We start from the raw sequence: 18,293 nt of genomic DNA, 5'->3' as shown, positions 1-18,293 counted from the left end.
AAGCCCCGAAATACTTCGGGGCGTAGGTAACAGACATAACAGATTAAACTTTAAGTATAATCTATAATCTTCTTCCATCCAGACTTTAACTGTCGGCCTTGGAGTTTCACCAAGTCAACCAATAATTTGGCTCGCGGGCTTTACCGCCGGTGAGGAATTGCGCCTCGCCCTGAAGATATTTATTTAACTACATTTAGTATAATATAATGTTTATCAATTGTCAATAGTTTTCAATTGTCAATTGATTAAAGTCCTTTTACCATGTGTATTGCTTCTTCTGTATAGCTGGTTCGAACTTTCATATAGCCATTAAACATGCTATTTACTTCATCGTCTCCTGTATCCACTAATAGAGGCCTTCCCTCTAGAGACATAAGCTTCTGTTTTGAAGCAATAATTATTATATTTTCCTTACCTACCTTTTTTACTACTTGGCCACTAATCTGTTGATTACCTCTTCCAAATATATAACCTTGGCCACCGATTACTGTAACTATTATTTTGGCTTTATTGCCTTCTATATATTTCAATATTTCTTTTTCATTAACATCAGAGGCTACCAGTTCTCTGTTCTTAACTATATCTATACCTAAAAGAGTATTAGGTAATCCCAATTTTTCCATTATAGGTCTAGTAGAGGTACCTGACCCTATTATATATATTACATCTTCCTCCATTTGCTCAATAATTTTATCCGATATTCCATCTAACGCTGCTTCCTCTCCAACTATTCCACCAGATTTTTGGTTTTGAACTAATTCTGGTTCAAAAGGGACTTTCATATAGCCATATAGTTTTGCAGTAACCTGCCCTTGTCTAAAGGCCTCTTCATCAATATCCATAACTTCCATTTCTTTTACTTTCATTTCTTCACCTTGAAGATATTTTAATGCAACCTCCCCTGCAGACCTAGGATGATTAGCATAAACTCCAGAATGGATTTTCACCCCTGCAGGAATGCCTATAACTGGAACTTTATCTCCTATTGCATTAAAGATATTTCTTGCTGTTCCGTCTCCTCCTGCAAATAATAGGAGATCTATTCCTTGCTGTACCATCTCTACTGCTACTTTTTCCGTATCTTCAGAAAGGTATTTATCCTTTACTTCTCCTACTACTTCAGGATTAAATCCTAATTCTATAGCTTCTTCTTCTCCCATATTCCCAGGGCCTGTCAATAATGTAATTTGATCCTTAATAGGAATTAATATTTCTAGAGCCTTTTTGGCTTTCTTGGGAGATTCAGGAAGGGCTCCTAACTCAATTGCCTTCTCTAAAACTTCTTCTCCATCAGTACCTTTCAATCCTACCTTGCCACCCATGCCTGCAATAGGATTTACTATAAATCCTAGTTTCAAAATCTTCACCTCTCTACTTTTTATAGATGATCTCTCCATTTATAATGGTCATATAGGTATTACAATCAATATCCTTAATAGGATTACTATCATATATCACTATATCTGCATCTTTTCCTACTTCTATACTACCCACCCTATCATCAATTCCAACAATTTCTGCAGCATTTATTGTTATAGCTTTTAAGGCTTCCATTTCATCTAAACCAGATTTATGTGCTAGTCCTGCACATATTGGAAGGTATTGTAGCGGTATAACTGGAGAATCTGTAGTTATAGCTACCTTTACCCCTGCCTCATGAAGAATCCTAGGGGTGTCAAAGGTAAGGTTTTTCAATTCAAATTTTGATCTATTTGATAAAGTCGGCCCTACAATAGCTCCTTTTCCTTCCTCCGCTAAATAATCTGCTATCAAATGGCCTTCAGTACAATGGTCCAATGTAATATCTACGTCAAATTCCTTTGCAATTCTTAAAGCTGTAAAAATATCATCGGCTCTATGGGCATGGGCCTTTAGAGGAATTTCCTTTTTTAATACTTTAGCTAAAGCTTCCATTTTCATATCGAATTCTGGCATTTTAGATGGATCCTCCTTTGCCAGCTCCTTCTTCTCTAAATAATTCTTAGCCTTAAATAGATTTTCTCTAAGTATGGCAGCAGTAGCCATTCTTGTTATTGGAGATTTTTTTTGAGATTCATATACTCTTTTTGGATTTTCACCAAAAGCTATCTTCATAGCTATAGGCTCCCTAATTATCATATCGTCTACTCTTTTACCATATGTCTTCAAGGCTACCGCCATTCCACCAATTACATTAGCAGAACCTGGTCCAGTTACTGCAGCAGTTACTCCTCCTATGTAGGCTTCCTTAAAGGATATATCCATAGGATTTATACCATCTATTGCTCTTAAATGGGGAGTTACTGGATCTACCATTTCATTTCCATCACTACCTTCAAAGCCTATTCCTTCTTCCCACATACCTAAATGACTATGAGCTTCCACAAATCCTGGCAATACCATTCTTCCTTCAGCATCGACTACTTTAGCATCTAATGGTGCCACTAAATCTTTACCTACTTCGAAAATCTTTCCATCTTTAATTAAAATACAGCCATTTTCAATAACTTCTCCTGTCATAGTAAATATCTTTCCGTTTTTTATAAATATCATATAATCCCCCCTAAATTATTTCGTTACTCTAAATATTATTATAACTCTATTATTAAATATGGGCAATATTATCTTTGACTCTCAAAGCAGGTAGATAGATGACAAATTTAGTTCCTTTACCTACCTTGCTCTCCACATATACCTTACCATTATGCTTTTCAAAAGTCTTCTTAGCAATACTTAATCCTAAACCTGTTCCTTGAGAACCCTTAGTAGTAAAATAAGGTTTAAATATTTTATTCATAGTCCCTTCATCCATGCCTTTTCCTGTATCGGAGATTTCCAATACTATATGGTCTTCTTCATCGTAGGTCTTTACGGTTAATGTCCCCTTATTCTCCATGGCATCTATTCCATTTAATATTATATTTATAATAGAATGTCTTATATCATATTCATTAGCGTAAATATAACTGTTAGAATTTAAATCTACCACCAATTCCATCTTATTAGAATTTCCATTAGATAATCTAAACTTATGCTTTACCATCTCTAAGGAATTATTTATTATATAGTCGAAATGATACACATCCTTTAACGAATTATAACTTCCTCTTACATGGTTTTTTATCCTATCGGTAATACTTTTACCATCTAATGCAGTCTTACTTATTGTTTCAAGGCATTTCTTAACTTCTTCTGGATCTTCAAGAAATAAAGAAAGCTGAGCATAACCTAATATGGTTACCAATAGATTGTTAATATCATGTACGGTTCCCTCCATTAACTCCCCTAATGTTTTTAAATATTCACTTCTAACAATTTCCTTTTCATATCTATTATCAGCAGCATGATATTCAGCTAATAAAATTAAGGATTCATGCATTAATTGATCTGGAGTGAAATACTCAAAATTATCGGTCCTGTCAATTAAAATAATATCATGATTGTTTAGCATATGATTAATATAATTTCCATTAATTTCATCTATTATATACTTTAGAACAAATCCAGATTCCTCTTCCTTGTTAATTGTTTTAAAAGTTTCATAAATGTATTCTATTTTATTATTTTCTAATGAATTCCAAGAGGAATCTACAGTTATGTATACAAGTTTTTTATTAGAACCCCTTTTATCTAACAAGTTTATACCATTTTTTATTCCATTTATCAATCTATCTAAATCCATATTATCTTTTACCTTGAAATTTTCTCCACATATGAATATAATCCTATCCTTTTTTATATAATGGTTTAAATCGAACTCACAAATTTCTTGTAGGTGGTCTATACATTCTTCTTTTTCTCTAGAACATATATAGATTATCCCTCCACCATTGCTAAAATAGCTTTCCATATGCTCTTTTAATAAATTTCTTCCTTCATCCTGGTAATTAGAGCTTACTATACCAATGAACGTATTTTTGTTATTGATCATCCTTCCAACATCCCACATTTACATCACCCCGAATTTAAACATCCTTTATACTAAGACTAATCCTCCCTCTATCTATATCTACTCCCAAAATCCTAACCTTTACAATATCTCCAACCTTAACTACCTCCTTTGGATGCTTAATATATTTATTAGATAGATGAGATATATGAATCAATCCGTCCTGCTTCACTCCAATATCTACAAAAGCACCGAAATCCACAACATTTCGTACAGTACCAGTTAAAATCATATCCTCTTTTAAATCTTCCATCTTCAATACATCTGTTCTAAGAATAGGCTTAGGCATCTCTTCTCTTGGATCCCTACCTGGTTTCTTAAGCTCTCCAATTATGTCCTTTAATGTTAAAGGACCTACATCAAGTTCTTGAGAAAGAGATTCTATATTACTTTCATCTATATTGTTACCAAGTAGTTTTTCTGCAATAGAATAGGACTCTGGATGAACCGCTGTATTATCCAGCGGATTACTTCCTCCCGGGATTCTTAAAAAACCTGCACATTGAGTGAAGGTCTTAGGACCCAGCCCTTTTACCTTTAATAATTCTTCCCTATTACTAAACTTCCCCTTTTCTTCCCTATATTTAATTAAGTTCAAAGCAACCCTAGATGAAATACCTGATACATACCTTAATAAAGATGGACTTGCAGTATTTAAATCTACCCCTACTGTATTAACACAATCCTCTACTACTCCCTCTAGAGCTTGATTCAATTTCCCTTGATTTAAATCATGTTGATATTGACCTACTCCTATATGTTTTGGCTCTATTTTTACTAATTCTGCTAGAGGATCCTGTAGTCTTCTTCCTATGGATATAGCTCCTCTAATGGATACGTCTAAATCTGGGAACTCCTCTTGTCCTACTTCTGAAGCTGAATATACAGAAGCTCCCGCTTCGTTTACTATGATATAGGAAATATCTTTATCTACTTCTTTAATCATTTCTACAACTATCATTTCAGTTTCTCTGGAAGCTGTACCATTCCCTATGGCAATTATATCCACATTATACTTAAGGATTAGGTCTTTCATCTCCTTCTTTGCCTTCTCCACCTGATTCTGAGGCTCTGTAGGATATACAGTTGTAAAAGCTAATAACTTTCCAGTATCATCCATCACTGCCACTTTACAACCAGTCCTAAAGGCTGGATCAATTCCCATAACCGTCTTTCCTTTAACTGGAGGTTGCATTAACAAAGGCTTCAAATTTAGAGCAAATACTTTAATAGCTTCCTCTTCTGCCCTTTCAGTTAGATTGCTTCTTATCTCTCTTTCTATAGAGGGAAATATTAACCTTTTATAACTGTCTTCAATACTTAATTCTAGAAACTCCTTTGTTTCAATAGAATTTTGATTAATTACTTTAGACTTAATTTTAGAAAGTATTTCTTCATCAGGGAATATCAAATTTACCTTGAGAACCTTTTCCTTTTCGCCTCTGTTTATAGCAAGTATTCTATGATTTGGTATGGTTTTAATAGGTTCTTTATAATCATAGTACATTTCATATACGGTTTTTTCCTGTTTTTCTACTCCTTCTGTTTGTATAACCCCCTTATTATTAGCCATCTTCCTTATTATTGCTCTATACTCTGCATTATCAGATATAATTTCTGCAATAATATCCATAGCTCCAGCTAATGCTTCTTCTTCTGTATTCACTCCCTTTTCTTCATCTAGATAGGACTTTGCTATTTCTTCTAATTGTCCTTTTTCAATCCTTTGCTCTAATATAATATTGGATAGTCCCTCAAGTCCCTTTTCTTTAGCAATAGTAGCTCTAGTCCTTCTTTTTGGTCTATAAGGTCGATATAAATCCTCCACTCTCTGAAGGGTATCAGATTTTAATATATCCATCTTTAAATCTTCCGTTAATTTCCCTTGTTCTTCAATTAGTCTTATTACCTCTTCTTGTCTTCCTTTCAAATTTCTCAAATAATTTAATCTATCAAAAAGTTCTCTTAAAACTGTGTCTTTTAAATTCCCTGTCTGTTCTTTTCGATATCTAGCAATAAAAGGTATAGTATTTCCTTCATCTATCAAATTTATAGTATTAGTAACTTGGAATGGTTTTAGCTGAAATTCTTCCACTAGTATTTTAACTATATCCATCTTTTTCTCCTTTCTTATTTATTGGTTTACTGTAAAAATATTTACTAATCCATATTATACTATTCAACATAAAAATTAAAATTCCTACCTATTTCTTAAAAAAAATAGCCTTCCTAATTTAGAAGGCCTTTTGTTTTAGATATTCATTTATAAAAATATCAATATCTCCATCTATAACCCTATCTATATCTCCCATTTCTACCTCTGTTCTATGGTCCTTTACTAGACTGTAGGGATGGAATATATAAGATCGAATCTGTGAACCCCAAGCTATTTGGGTATATTTCCCTTGTAGATCTTCTATTTTTTCCTTTTGCTCCTCTTCTTTCAATTGTATAAGCTTGGCTTTTAACATCTTCATAGCAGTTAATCTATTGCTGTGCTGAGACCTTTCATTTTGACACTGAACTGTAATCCCAGTAGGTATATGGGTTATCCTAACGGCTGAATCCGTTGTATTAACATGTTGACCGCCAGCTCCACTCGCTCTATAGGTGTCAATTTTTAAATCTGATTCATTTATTTCTATATCTATATCATCATCTAATTCAGGATAGATGTCTATACTTGCAAAAGAGGTATGCCTTCTATTAGAAGAATCAAAGGGTGATATTCGCACCAATCTATGAACTCCCTTTTCTGATTTCAAATAACCATAAGCATTAAATCCTTTTATAAGCATAGTTACAGATTTAATTCCACCCTCAGTATCTGAAAGTATATCAAGTATTTCTGCTTGGAAACCTTTTTGTTCAGCCCATCTTTTATACATCCTTAATAGCATTTCAGCCCAATCCTGAGCCTCTAACCCACCTGCTCCAGAATGGATAGAAAGGATAGCATTATTTTTATCATATTCTCCATTTAATAAAGTAGAAAGTTTAAATTTCTCTGCATCATGGGAGACCTTCTCAAAATTCTCCTTTATTTCCTTATATACTTGATAGTCTTCTTCTTCAAGAGATAGTTCTATTAAGATTTCTAAGTCCTCAATCTTATTCAACAAATCTTCGTATTCACTAACTTGGCCTTTTAAATTACTTATCTTTTGCATTATTTTCTGAGCATTCTCTGAATCCTGCCAAAAATCCTCTGCAAAAGATTTTTTTTCTAGTTTTTCAATCTCCTCTTTTAAGCCTTCAATGTCAAAGTGAAACACCTAATTCTTCTATCATCTGCTTAATTGTTTCTACTCTTTCCTTATATAAATATATTCCCTCCATATTTGCTCCTTTCATATTTTAATTCACATCTCAAAAATTTTGACAATCCACAATTATTAGGGTGATTCTTTAAGGTTTTATGCCCAACAAAGTTCCCCTAACAATTGCGTATTATTCATCTTACATTGTGAATTAATTAAGCTCCACAGCATTTCTTATATTTTTTCCCACTTCCACAAGGACAAGGATCGTTTCTTCCTATTTTTTTCTTCTTAACAACAGGTTGTTGAACTTTATTTCCAGTATTTAATGGTTCTGCTACTCTTTTTCTTTCCATTTTTTCAGGTGATTCAACATGGTATAGATATCTTACTGTATCTTCTTGTATATTGTGGTTCATCTCTTCAAACATGTCAAACCCTTCGTTTTGATATGCTCTAACTGGATCTTCTTGTCCATAAGCCCTAAGCCCAATTCCTTGTCTTAGCTGATCCATAGCATCTATATGATCCATCCATTTACTATCTACAACCTGTAATAATATAACCCTTTCTATTTCTCTAAATAATTCTTCCCCAATTTCTTCTTCTTTTTCTTTATACCTGTCTTCGCCAATATTATATAATATTTCTATTAGTTTTTCCTTATCTAAGGATTCTATATCCTCAATCTTCAAACCACCTTTAGGCAAAAATACATTTTCCAAATGGTTTTCTAATCCATTCATATCCCATTCTTCAGGATATTTACTTTGACTGGTGTAGATTTCTACTGCCTCTTCTATTATATTTCTTACCATTCCTAAAATATGGTCCCTTAGATTTTCTCCTTCTAATACCTTTCTTCTTTCACCATAGATAACCTCTCTTTGTTTATTCATAACATCATCATATTGCAACACATGCTTTCTTATGGCAAAGTTATTGCTTTCTACTTTTCTTTGGGCATTCTCTATGGATTTGGTCAATATCTTATGCTCCAATGGTTCATCATCGGGCATATTTAACCCGTCTACCATATCCTTCATTCTTTCTCCACCAAACAGTCTCATCAAATCGTCTTCTAAAGATATATAAAATCTAGATGATCCTGGGTCTCCTTGTCTCCCAGAGCGGCCACGGAGCTGATTATCTATTCTTCTAGATTCATGCCTTTCTGTACCGATAATATGGAGACCACCAGCCTTTATTACTTTCTCAGCCTCTTTCTCAGTATTTTCCTTATGCTTATCATAGAGCTGCCTATATTCCTCTCTAGCCTTTATAGTTTCTTCATCAGATATTTCTACAAAACTATCTACTCTAGAGATGACTTCATCAGAATATCCTCTTTTTTTCAATTCTAATTTTGCTAAATACTCTGGGTTTCCACCTAGTACAATATCTGTTCCTCTTCCTGCCATATTAGTTGCTATAGTTATGGCTCCAAATCTTCCTGCTTGGGCTACTATTTCCGCTTCTCTTTCATGATGTTTAGCATTTAATACTTCGTGGGGTATTCCTTCTTTTTTTAACATCTTACTCAATATCTCAGATTTTTCAATGGAAATGGTACCAACTAAAATAGGCTGCCCTAAACTGTGTTTTTCTTTAATCTCTTCTACTATAGCTTTAAATTTTGCTTCCTCACTTTTATATACTACATCAGGAAAATCCTGACGTATTACTGGTTCATTGGTTGGAATTTCTACTACGTCCATACCATATATTTCTCTGAATTCTGCTTCCTCTGTTTTAGCAGTTCCTGTCATACCTGCTAATTTTTCATACATTCTAAAATAGTTTTGGAATGTAATAGTAGCTAAAGTCTTAGATTCAGATTTTACATTCAATTTTTCCTTAGCTTCTATGGCTTGGTGTAAACCTTCACTATATCTTCTACCATACATAAGCCTTCCAGTAAACTCATCTACTATTAAGACTTCTCCATCTTTCACCACATAATCTATATCCCTTTTCATAATATTTCTTGCTTTCAATGCTTGGTTTATATGGTGAGCTATTTCCATATTATTTGGATCTGCCAAATTTTCTAACCCAAAATAACTTTCCGCCTTTAATGTTCCCTTTTCAGTTAAGGTACAGGTTCTAGCTTTTTCATCTATTAGAAAATCTACTGTTTCCTCTTTTATCTCCCTATCAAAGGGATCTTTTCTTTCTTCTTTAGGATCTATGATTCTACCAGTCAAAGTCATGACAAAGGCATCAGCTGCTTGATATAATTTAGTAGATTGTTCGCCTTGTCCAGAGATTATCAATGGTGTCCTGGCCTCATCGATTAAAATACTATCTACCTCGTCTACTATAGAATAGTACAATTTCCTTTGTACCATCTCCTCCTTATAGATAACCATATTATCCCTTAAATAGTCGAATCCAAATTCATTATTAGTTCCATAGGTAATATCACAGTTATAAGCAGCTTTCCTTTCAGTATTATTCATGCCATGAACAATACAACCTACAGTTAAGCCTAAAAATTCATATACTTTTCCCATCCACTGTCTATCTCTTTTTGCTAAATAGTCGTTAACAGTTACTATATGAACCCCTTTTCCTGTAAGCCCATTTAAATATGCTGGTAAAGTAGCTACCAAGGTTTTACCTTCCCCTGTCTTCATCTCTGCAATCCTTCCCTGATGAAGAATTATACCACCCATCAATTGTACTCTAAAATGTTTCATGCCTAGTACTCTATGGGAAGCTTCCCTAACTACTGCATAAGCTTCTGGCAAAATATCGTCTAAAGTTTCTCCTTTGTTTATCCTTTCTTTAAACTCAATGGTTTTATTATGAAGCTCTTCATCTGACAACCTTTGCATATCATTGTCTAAAGCTTCAATCTTATCTACTAATGGTTCTATACGCTTTAATTCTCTATCACTATAGGAACCAAAAATTTTATTTAAAAAGCTTTTCATACTTTTACCGCCTTTCAATATTGACTAATCTACATCAATATATTTTATCATTTATTAATATTCCAAACAAGGTAAAAAGTTTGGTTGCAATCTATCTAAAGTCTATATCCGCTCATAAAATTGTCTTCCGTTAACATTATTTCTTGAATTAAGGCAAATATTCCAAAACTTATAATTAAATCCCCTATACTAATGACTTTAGGTAATGGATATGGCTCAGAAAATAAAATTGTATCAGCTAGAACTGGCAATTTAATCTGGTCCACAATGGAGTTACTTACAAGATTTGGTATTTGCCAATTATTTGTAACTAATACTATGAAATTCAATATATAACCTAATAATATTGCCCAAAGAGATCTAAACTTTAAGTTTGAAACTATGCCTACTAAAATTAAGACATAGGAAACAATCTGTATTTGCTTATTATATATCAAAATTCTATTTAGATTATCTATATCATTCACTTCAGATAAAAAAGCCAATATGTATTGGATTAAGATTCCTAAAATGAATATCCACATGGTTTTATGATTTATGGATTTAAATCTTCTAAGCTTACCACCTCTAATCAATCCAAGGATTATAGAAATTAGTATTGCTTCTATAAACATACAATTATCACCCTTTCATCCCATTAAAATAAAATTGCAGGATATATTATCCTGCAATTTTAAATCTATCTCAATTATACTATTAAAACTCTGGTTCAATCAACCCATAGTTTCCATCTTTTCTTTTATATAATACATTCAAATCGTCAGACTCTGCATTCATAAATACGAAAAAGTTATGTCTAAGTAATTCCATCTGTAATATTGCTTCCTCTACATTCATTGGTTTCATATCAAATCTCTTTGTCCTAACAACTCTTGGCCTATCCCCTTCTTCTTCATTTAAAGGTGTAATATTTTCAAATCTTATGGTCTCTCCATTATTGTAACGTCTTTGAAGTTTAGTTTTATATTTTCTTATTTGACGCTCTAATACATCTACAGCTTTGTCGATAGAAGCATACATATCATCACTTGATTCTTCTGCCCTAAGTATGGTTCCAGGTAGGTTTATGGTAACTTCTATAATCTTTCTATTTCTTTCTACGCTATAAGTAACATTACCTTCTGCATCCTTTTGAAAATACTTGTCTAATTTCCCTAATTTCTTATCCGTTACATCCTTTAACGCTTCTGTAACCTCCATGTTTTTTCCAACAAAATTTAGTTTCATAAACCCCAGCTCCTTTCATATAAGCGAATGCTTATATCCTTTATTATTATAATATACCCAGATAACATATATATGTAAACATAAAAATAGATTTATTCTATATTAAAAGTTTATTCATCAATATTGAATAATTATTTATTAAATATTAAACAATTTATTGTTGATACACTGTGGACAAAACTATAGTCTGGTTGTGGATAATGTGGATTGTTTTGTGGGTAACTGTTTTTTACAAACTTTCCCTGTGGACTAATCTCTTGATAAAATATGAATAAGTTTTTTATTCTATTTTTTTCTACTTTTTATCTTATTATTAGAAAATTATTTACTTTATATTTATTATTATTCTTGTACAATTACATTTCTTATCTACAAGATATTGTGAGTTGTCATAATAGTAAAAGCTATTTTTCAAATAATAATTTGCCAATTATATTCATAAAAAAAGAAATAGGTTATTATTCCTATTTCTTTTCATCGATCAATATACTTCCTGTTACGGATGGATTGTATCCCTTATATGCTTTTTTACCTTTCTTTAACTTTCTAAGCTCTATTTTAGTTTCTTCAAACCTTTCCTTCATAGCTTGAGTATTTTTCTCATCTAACAATGAAATAGCTATAAGAGTTGAAGATACTTCCTTTACTGCCTCTTTCAATTGTCTTAGATTAGGATATTGTTCTATACTTAACTCATCTATGCTTTCAATGGAATCTTCTTTCTTTATCTGAGAAAAAATAGTTATAAAGGACAGGTCTAATTCATCGATTTTTTTCATAAGATTATCCTTCTTATCCATTATATTATTTAGACTATCCATTTCTTCTCTTTCTATTTCTTCTATTTGTTCTTTAGTAATATTATACATTTGATTTAATAATCGATTTTTCTCCTTTGTTATGGATATGAGTTCATCGATCTTTTCAGTTATCATAAATTACACCTGCCTATTTTGGTAAACCCTCTTTTTGACTTCCTTCATAGCTTCTTTCCATGTGTCTCTCATTTCTGTTAATATTTCCAAGGCTTCTTCTATAGGTTTAATCTCCTTGTTAATATTTGCATCTATTAAATTGTTCACTATAAAGTCGTATAATCTTTTAAAATTATTAGATATTTCATATTCCATATTTAGCGATGAACTTAATTCAATTATAATATCCTGTGCTCTAATCAACGCCTGGTGAGCCTTCTCTACCTGATTATTTTCTATATTGTATTTAGCTATATTCATAAATTTAATTCCACCATCATATAACATAAGAGTTAATTCTTCTGGAGTAGCAGTAAATACTGTATTCTGTTTATACTGATTTAAGGCGTTATATGTCATCTTCCCCATCCTTTCATTTTATCCCGAAAACTGCTGCATCAGCCACATACTCTGTTGATTCATCCTAGATATGGCCCTTTCCATTGCAGCAAACTTTGCATAATAACTATTCTCTTTTCTAAATAGCATATCGTTTAAATCGTCTATCCTTCTACTATATTGTAATACATCTTTATCTAATAAACTAATACTACTATATTCAGTCACAAACTCTAATAAAATATTGGATTTAACATTTCTATATAGATCTGCATTATCTCCTGTACCAGATTTCTTAATTATCTCTTCCATACCAGTCATTAGATTATCATATACTCTGGTGACAATGCCTCCCATTTCACCTTCTTGAATTATATTACCATTATCATCTTTTTTCTCTGGTACATTTTCCTTAAATAAAAACTCCATTACCCCATCTGGATCCCTGGCTATAGCTTCTTTTAATTTTTCTTCATCTATTACCAGTTTACCACCTGCAGAACCTCTTGCGTATTTTTCTGTAGATATGCCTATTTCGGTAATAAGTTTAAAAGAACCATCGAATTCATCAGACTTCTTATATAGATCTTGTCTTACACTAAGCATAGTTCTTCCTATAATATCATCATTTCTAAGAAGACCTGATTTAGCCTTTTCTTCCCAAAGTTCAATATCCTCTTTTTCCATGGCCTTTTTCTGCTCCGATGTTAGAGGCTGATAATCCCTATAAACCTTTTCTCCTAGTAATCTATTAGTCTTATCAACCAGTTCATTATATTCATTTACGAATTGTTCTATTTTTTCGTATACTGCATCTACATCTGTGGCTACGTTTATGGTGAAATCACCTATACCGGTAAGGTCCATAGTGATTCCGTTGATGGTAATGCGGTTGGTAGAAGAAGATATATTATCTGCACCATTAAAACTAATTTCGGCGTCTTTACCCAAGAACTCTTCTCCTATTATACTACTACCATTCTTGCCCCTTTCTCCATCAGTTAATTTTAATGCATTAATAAAGTCTGCTCCTACATCATCAGCAGTTATTTCTATCTTGACATCTTTCCCTGTTCCTGTGGTTTGCAAGAAAAATCTATCGATACCCGCATCATAAGAAGCTCGAACTCCTATATCTTCAATTGAGTTTATAGCCTTTACTACATCACTCATGGTGATATCTTTATCTCCGGTTTTATTAACAGTCACAACTTTGCCGTTAATAGTAAATGAAATACTTTCTTTCCCTGTTAGTATCTCGCTACCACCAATTTTATCACCACTAGCCAAACTAACTCCCTCAGCTAACTGAGTTACTTTCACCTTATATGTGCCATCTAATGCCTTTCCTGTACTGGATACTGTTGCTACACTTTCATTGGATGATGTAGCCTTTTTAATCCAATTTAAGTTTTGATATGAATTAGGTAGGAAGCTTCCAGTTCTACTAACTGTAGTTAGACCAAACATCTTTCTAGTATTTAAAATAAAGTTGGCAAAATCTTTGTTTAGACTATTATACGCTTCCTGACGCCATAATACAGTCTGCCTGTCCTGTTCTACTCTATCCACTTTTACCCTTTCTGCTTTCATCAGGTTTTGGATCATCTCTTCAGTGTCTATCCCTGATGCTAGTCCTGTTATCCTCATAGTATTATACATAGTATCACCACCTATACCCTTTCATCTACTATTATCCCAGATATTTCCCATATAGCAGCTACTAAATCCAGTATCTTTTCTGGAGGTATTTCTCTAATTATTTCATCCGTTGTTACATCTATAATCTTCACCATTATCTGTTTAGTTTTTTCATGGATTGAAAACTCAAACCTTCTATCGAAGGCAACAAATTGTTCATTGGCTGACTCTATAGATTTTATTAATTCTTCTTCTGTATATCGTTTTTCTTCTCTTTGCCGTCTTACTCTATCAACTGCTATATCCTTTGTCCCAACTTTCCTTACATTGGAACCATTTCTATTTACTTCATTATAATTAATAGAATCTATCGTATTAGCAACCCCTTTAACTTGCATACTTATGGCCCCCTTAATATATTCTACAATCTATATCGACAAGTCTTAATTCATTCTTTAACATTAAATTTACTTTTTCTTTGCCATAGGAAAATCAATACTACATATATTCCTTTAATTAATCCAGCAACCAAAACTTGTAATGGATTACGCCCTATATTTATTGCCTTAACGAAAAAATAGGAATTTATAGCTTGACTAGGTGCTAAACCTAAAAAAGTGCCCAAAATATAATCTCCTAAGGAAACAGAAGTAATACCAGATACATAGTTTGCAATACCAAAGGGGATAAAAGGCATACTTCTCATAAAAAAAATATAACTTAAACCATATTTTTCAATCCGAGTAGAAACTTCATCTAAATCTACCTTTCTCTCTTTTCTATAATATATTTTGTTTATAATCTTAATAATATCTTCTTTAAACATTCTTGCTATAAAAAAAGATAATATAGCAGCCATAAGTCCCCCGATTATAATATAGATAAACCCTTTTAATCCAAAGAAGAATGCAGCTAATGGAGAAAACCAGGATAAAGGAACAAAAAACACCATTAATAATCCTATAAATACAGCAAAAATAAGTCCAAATCTATCCCTTTCTTTTTCTGATAATAAAATATTCAATAGGCTGTCCTTATCAAATATATTTAAATTCTTTACTAAATAGATAAATATTAATATTAATACAAGTATCAATCCTATCTTTAGATATCTTTTATTGCTTTCCATCTTAATCTACTCCTTACCCTGTTATTATAATATATTTAGATTACTATTGCCATTTTTAGGGTAAAATATTAATGGCTTGTCCCACTAGCTTTTGATTGGTATAATATCTATATTAGAAAAAGGTGATTCATATGAAATTGAAAAAGATTGGGATGAGGACCATCAAAACTGCCTTAGCAGTATCCCTTACCATATTAATTTCGCAAAGATTTAATTTTAAAAGTCCTTTTTTTGCAGGTATTGCTGCAATAATCGCCATGCAAACTTCAGTATCCGAATCCTTTACTATGGGGAAAAATAGAATGTACGGAACTATATTAGGTGGTACAGTTGCGTTGCTTTTTTCCTATTTTGCTCCTGAGAATGTCTTCTCAATAGGAATAGGAGTGTTGATCATAATCTATGCTTGCACTCTATTTGGTTGGGAAAAATCAGTGCAGCTGTCAACTATAGTGTTTTTATCTATTATCCTAAATTATGAAGAAGGAAGTAGGCTTAGCTATGCCCTTTATAGAACTCTAGACACTTTAATTGGATTGATCATTGGAACCTTAATAAACTATTTTATTTTACCTCCTAAAGCGGAAGATAAGATGGAAGAAACCATTCACAATATGTATCTAGAATTTAAAGCTATTATAGAATCAATTATATGGCATGATGGAAGTAGTTCTTTGGAAAATTTAAAAAATTATTTAACAGATGTAGAAAAAAATTACAATCTCCTTAAAAAAGATATCAAATTAAATCTATGCAAGACTGAGGATTGTTATAATTATGACTGGATGTTTAATACCTTTGAAACTATTTATAACCATTTAACCATCATCTTTGCCATAGAAAAAGTTCCCCAATTAACTGAAGGGAATAAAAATACTTTGGAAAATATATTTGGTAAGGAAATACTCATTCCATCTAGCGAAAATTTAGATGAAATGGATTTGGTCTATAATTATCATTTGGAAAAACTTTTAAAAGGATTAAATTCTATACAAGAAACCTTGTCTAAAGCCCAATCTATAAATTAATAATCAAAAACAAACCCTTTCCTTTTGTAGGAAACTAATGTCATCCCAACTCAAGGAAAGGGCTAATTATTTAAAATTTACTATCGTCTACTGAATCTAGCCATTCCTTTATAGGTCCTACTACTTCCTTAATAGTTCCGTCTATAAACGGATTCTTTAATCCGGCTAATTCCACCAATTCTAAGAAAGGTTTACTACCTCCCGCTTTACAAAGTCTTATATAATCTTCCCAAGCTTTTTCCCTATTTTCATTCATCTTAATCCAAAATTGGAAGGCACATACTTGGGCTAAAGTATAGTCTATATAATAAAAGGGATTCCCAAATATATGGCCCTGTCTAAACCAATATCCTCCCCTATTTAGAAGATCATTATCTTCATAATCCCTAAAAGGTAAGTATTTTTTCTCTATCTCTCTCCATTTTGACTTTCTCTCTTCAGGAGTAGCTTCTGGGTTCTCATATACAAAATGTTGGAACTCGTCTACAGTGACACCATAAGGAATAAAATTAACAGCTCCACTTAAATGACTAAACTTATATTTATCCACTTCTTCCTTAAAAAATAATTCCATCCAAGGCCAAGTTATAAACTCCATACTCATAGAATGGATTTCACAAGCTTCTAATGTAGGGAAATTGTACTCTGGCACTTGAAAATCTCTACTTAAATAGGATTGGAATGCATGGCCAGCCTCATGGGTCAATACATCTACGTCTCCACTAGTGCCGTTGAAATTAGAAAATATAAATGGAGATTTATAATCAGGAATATAAGTACAGTATCCCCCACTCATCTTACCCTTTTTACTGACTAAGTCAAGAAGCTCCCTCTCTACCATAAAACTAAAGAATTCATCAGTCTCTGGAGATAATTCTCTATACATTCTCTTACCATTTTCTAATATCCAATCTGGATCTCCTTTGGGAGTTGCATTTCCAGTTAAGTACTCTAAAGGTTCATCATAATATTTTAGCTCTTCTAATCCTAGTCTTTTTCTCTGTCTATCCTTTATTTCCACTACTAGAGGAACTAAGTCTTCATATACTTGTTTTCTATAATTGGCCACCATCTCTGCATCATAGTCAGATCTGGACATACGAGCATAGCCCATTTCTACATAGTTTTCATAGCCTAGCTTCTTAGCCATAGATGTCCTTACCTTTACCATTTCATCATATATCTCATCAAATTGGGATTCATTTTCTGTAAAAAATCCAATATAAGCTTCATAAGCGGCTTTTCTTATTTTTCTATCTTTAGATTGCATAAAAGGAATCATTTGACTTAAATTCCTAGTCTCTCCTTGAAACTCTATTTTAGCTGAAGCTATAAGCTTATCATATTGGGTAACTAGTTTATTCTCCTTAACTAAATCCTCAATAATTTTTTCTGAAAAGGTTTTTAATTGTAATTCTGCTAAGGTAAAAATTTGTTTGCCCCAAACCTTCTCTAATTCATCTCTAAATTTAGAGTTTACTAAGGCTTCATAGAATTTTGACACAATATTTTGATATATGGGCATATTTTCATCTAAAAAATCCTGCTCTTTTGAATAGAATTCATCTAATGTATTAATAGAATGGCGAATGTAGACTAAATTCCCCATTGTCTCAACTTTGGATCTGATTTTGTTAATATGAGCCATTATCTCGTTCTGTTCTTCGAAGGTTTCTGCATTATTGAACTTTTCTAATAGTTCTTCAAAATCTTTCCCAATGGCCTTTATATCCGGTCTTTTATACTCATAATCCTTAAATTTTAACAATAATATCCCTCCCAATCTCTATTTAATATAATTTTATCAGAAACTTGATGAAAAGCCATC

The 18,293-nt window shown here is 32.4% G+C and carries 15 protein-coding genes and 1 riboswitch; of the genes, 1 reads left to right on the top strand and 14 read right to left on the bottom strand.

Features of this window, described 5'->3' with window-relative positions:
* Nucleotides 1–62 precede the first annotated feature (62 nt).
* Nucleotides 63–181: riboswitch (FMN riboswitch) on the bottom strand.
* A gap of 64 nt (nt 182–245) precedes the next feature.
* From C3E89_RS11940 to C3E89_RS11880, 13 genes are all read right to left on the bottom strand, one after another.
* A complete protein-coding gene (locus C3E89_RS11940) occupies nt 246–1,367 on the bottom strand; it encodes an ATP-NAD kinase family protein (RefSeq protein ID WP_236913167.1) in 1,122 nt (373 codons plus the stop codon).
* A 4-nt stretch (nt 1,368–1,371) separates the two neighbouring features.
* Entirely contained in the window at nt 1,372–2,532 is a 1,161-nt protein-coding gene (locus tag C3E89_RS11935; protein ID WP_236913166.1) for an amidohydrolase, read from the bottom strand.
* 52 nt (nt 2,533–2,584) lie between these two features.
* Nucleotides 2,585–3,928 (bottom strand): sensor histidine kinase, encoded by a 1,344-nt coding sequence (locus tag C3E89_RS11930; protein WP_236913165.1) that lies wholly within the window; start codon nt 3,926–3,928, stop codon nt 2,585–2,587.
* A gap of 16 nt (nt 3,929–3,944) precedes the next feature.
* Nucleotides 3,945–6,044, bottom strand: coding sequence for a Tex family protein (locus C3E89_RS11925; RefSeq protein ID WP_236913164.1), 2,100 nt, complete (start codon nt 6,042–6,044; stop codon nt 3,945–3,947).
* A 118-nt stretch (nt 6,045–6,162) separates the two neighbouring features.
* Nucleotides 6,163–7,267, bottom strand: a protein-coding gene (prfB, locus tag C3E89_RS11920; protein WP_236913163.1) for a peptide chain release factor 2 whose coding sequence is annotated in 2 segments (ribosomal slippage) — nt 6,163–7,191 and nt 7,193–7,267 — 1,104 coding nt in all. Because the reading frame shifts where the segments join, the coding sequence is not laid out codon by codon here.
* A 136-nt stretch (nt 7,268–7,403) separates the two neighbouring features.
* Complete coding sequence (gene secA / locus C3E89_RS11915; protein ID WP_236913162.1) at nt 7,404–10,127, bottom strand: preprotein translocase subunit SecA; 2,724 nt, start codon at nt 10,125–10,127, stop codon at nt 7,404–7,406.
* Between the two features lie 95 nt (nt 10,128–10,222).
* Nucleotides 10,223–10,741: a DUF5317 family protein gene (locus C3E89_RS11910; RefSeq protein ID WP_236913161.1), complete on the bottom strand. Its 519-nt coding sequence runs from the start codon at nt 10,739–10,741 to the stop codon at nt 10,223–10,225.
* An 82-nt stretch (nt 10,742–10,823) separates the two neighbouring features.
* On the bottom strand, nt 10,824–11,354 hold the full coding sequence (hpf, locus tag C3E89_RS11905) for a ribosome hibernation-promoting factor, HPF/YfiA family (protein WP_236913160.1): 531 nt from the start codon (nt 11,352–11,354) through the stop codon (nt 10,824–10,826).
* Between the two features lie 464 nt (nt 11,355–11,818).
* On the bottom strand, nt 11,819–12,289 hold the full coding sequence (gene flgN, locus C3E89_RS11900) for a flagellar export chaperone FlgN (RefSeq protein ID WP_236913159.1): 471 nt from the start codon (nt 12,287–12,289) through the stop codon (nt 11,819–11,821).
* Nucleotides 12,290–12,292: 3 nt separating this feature from the next.
* The gene (fliS, locus tag C3E89_RS11895; RefSeq protein ID WP_236913158.1) at nt 12,293–12,688 is read right to left on the bottom strand and encodes a flagellar export chaperone FliS; all 396 of its coding nucleotides are present in this window, start codon (nt 12,686–12,688) and stop codon (nt 12,293–12,295) included.
* Nucleotides 12,689–12,706: 18 nt separating this feature from the next.
* Nucleotides 12,707–14,329 carry a flagellar filament capping protein FliD gene (gene fliD, locus C3E89_RS11890; protein WP_236913157.1) on the bottom strand — a complete coding sequence of 541 codons (1,623 nt, stop codon included), beginning with the start codon at nt 14,327–14,329 and terminating at the stop codon, nt 12,707–12,709.
* 11 nt (nt 14,330–14,340) lie between these two features.
* Entirely contained in the window at nt 14,341–14,706 is a 366-nt protein-coding gene (locus C3E89_RS11885; RefSeq protein WP_236913156.1) for a flagellar protein FlaG, read from the bottom strand.
* A 50-nt stretch (nt 14,707–14,756) separates the two neighbouring features.
* On the bottom strand, nt 14,757–15,437 hold the full coding sequence (locus C3E89_RS11880) for a TVP38/TMEM64 family protein (RefSeq protein ID WP_236913155.1): 681 nt from the start codon (nt 15,435–15,437) through the stop codon (nt 14,757–14,759).
* 131 nt (nt 15,438–15,568) lie between these two features.
* Between C3E89_RS11880 and C3E89_RS11875 the strand changes: the two genes are divergently transcribed.
* On the top strand, nt 15,569–16,465 hold the full coding sequence (locus C3E89_RS11875) for an FUSC family protein (RefSeq protein ID WP_236913154.1): 897 nt from the start codon (nt 15,569–15,571) through the stop codon (nt 16,463–16,465).
* Between the two features lie 70 nt (nt 16,466–16,535).
* Here the strand turns inward: C3E89_RS11875 and C3E89_RS11870 are convergent, their stop codons facing one another.
* Nucleotides 16,536–18,233 (bottom strand): M3 family oligoendopeptidase, encoded by a 1,698-nt coding sequence (locus tag C3E89_RS11870; protein WP_236913153.1) that lies wholly within the window; start codon nt 18,231–18,233, stop codon nt 16,536–16,538.
* Nucleotides 18,234–18,293 lie beyond the last annotated feature (60 nt).

It is taken from the genome of Clostridium sp. Cult1 (genome assembly GCF_021655095.1).
Taxonomy (GTDB): domain Bacteria; phylum Bacillota; class Clostridia; order Tissierellales; family Tepidimicrobiaceae; genus Schnuerera.
Note: the sequence above shows the minus strand (reverse complement) of the source record. Positions and strands in the feature narration are given on the sequence as shown.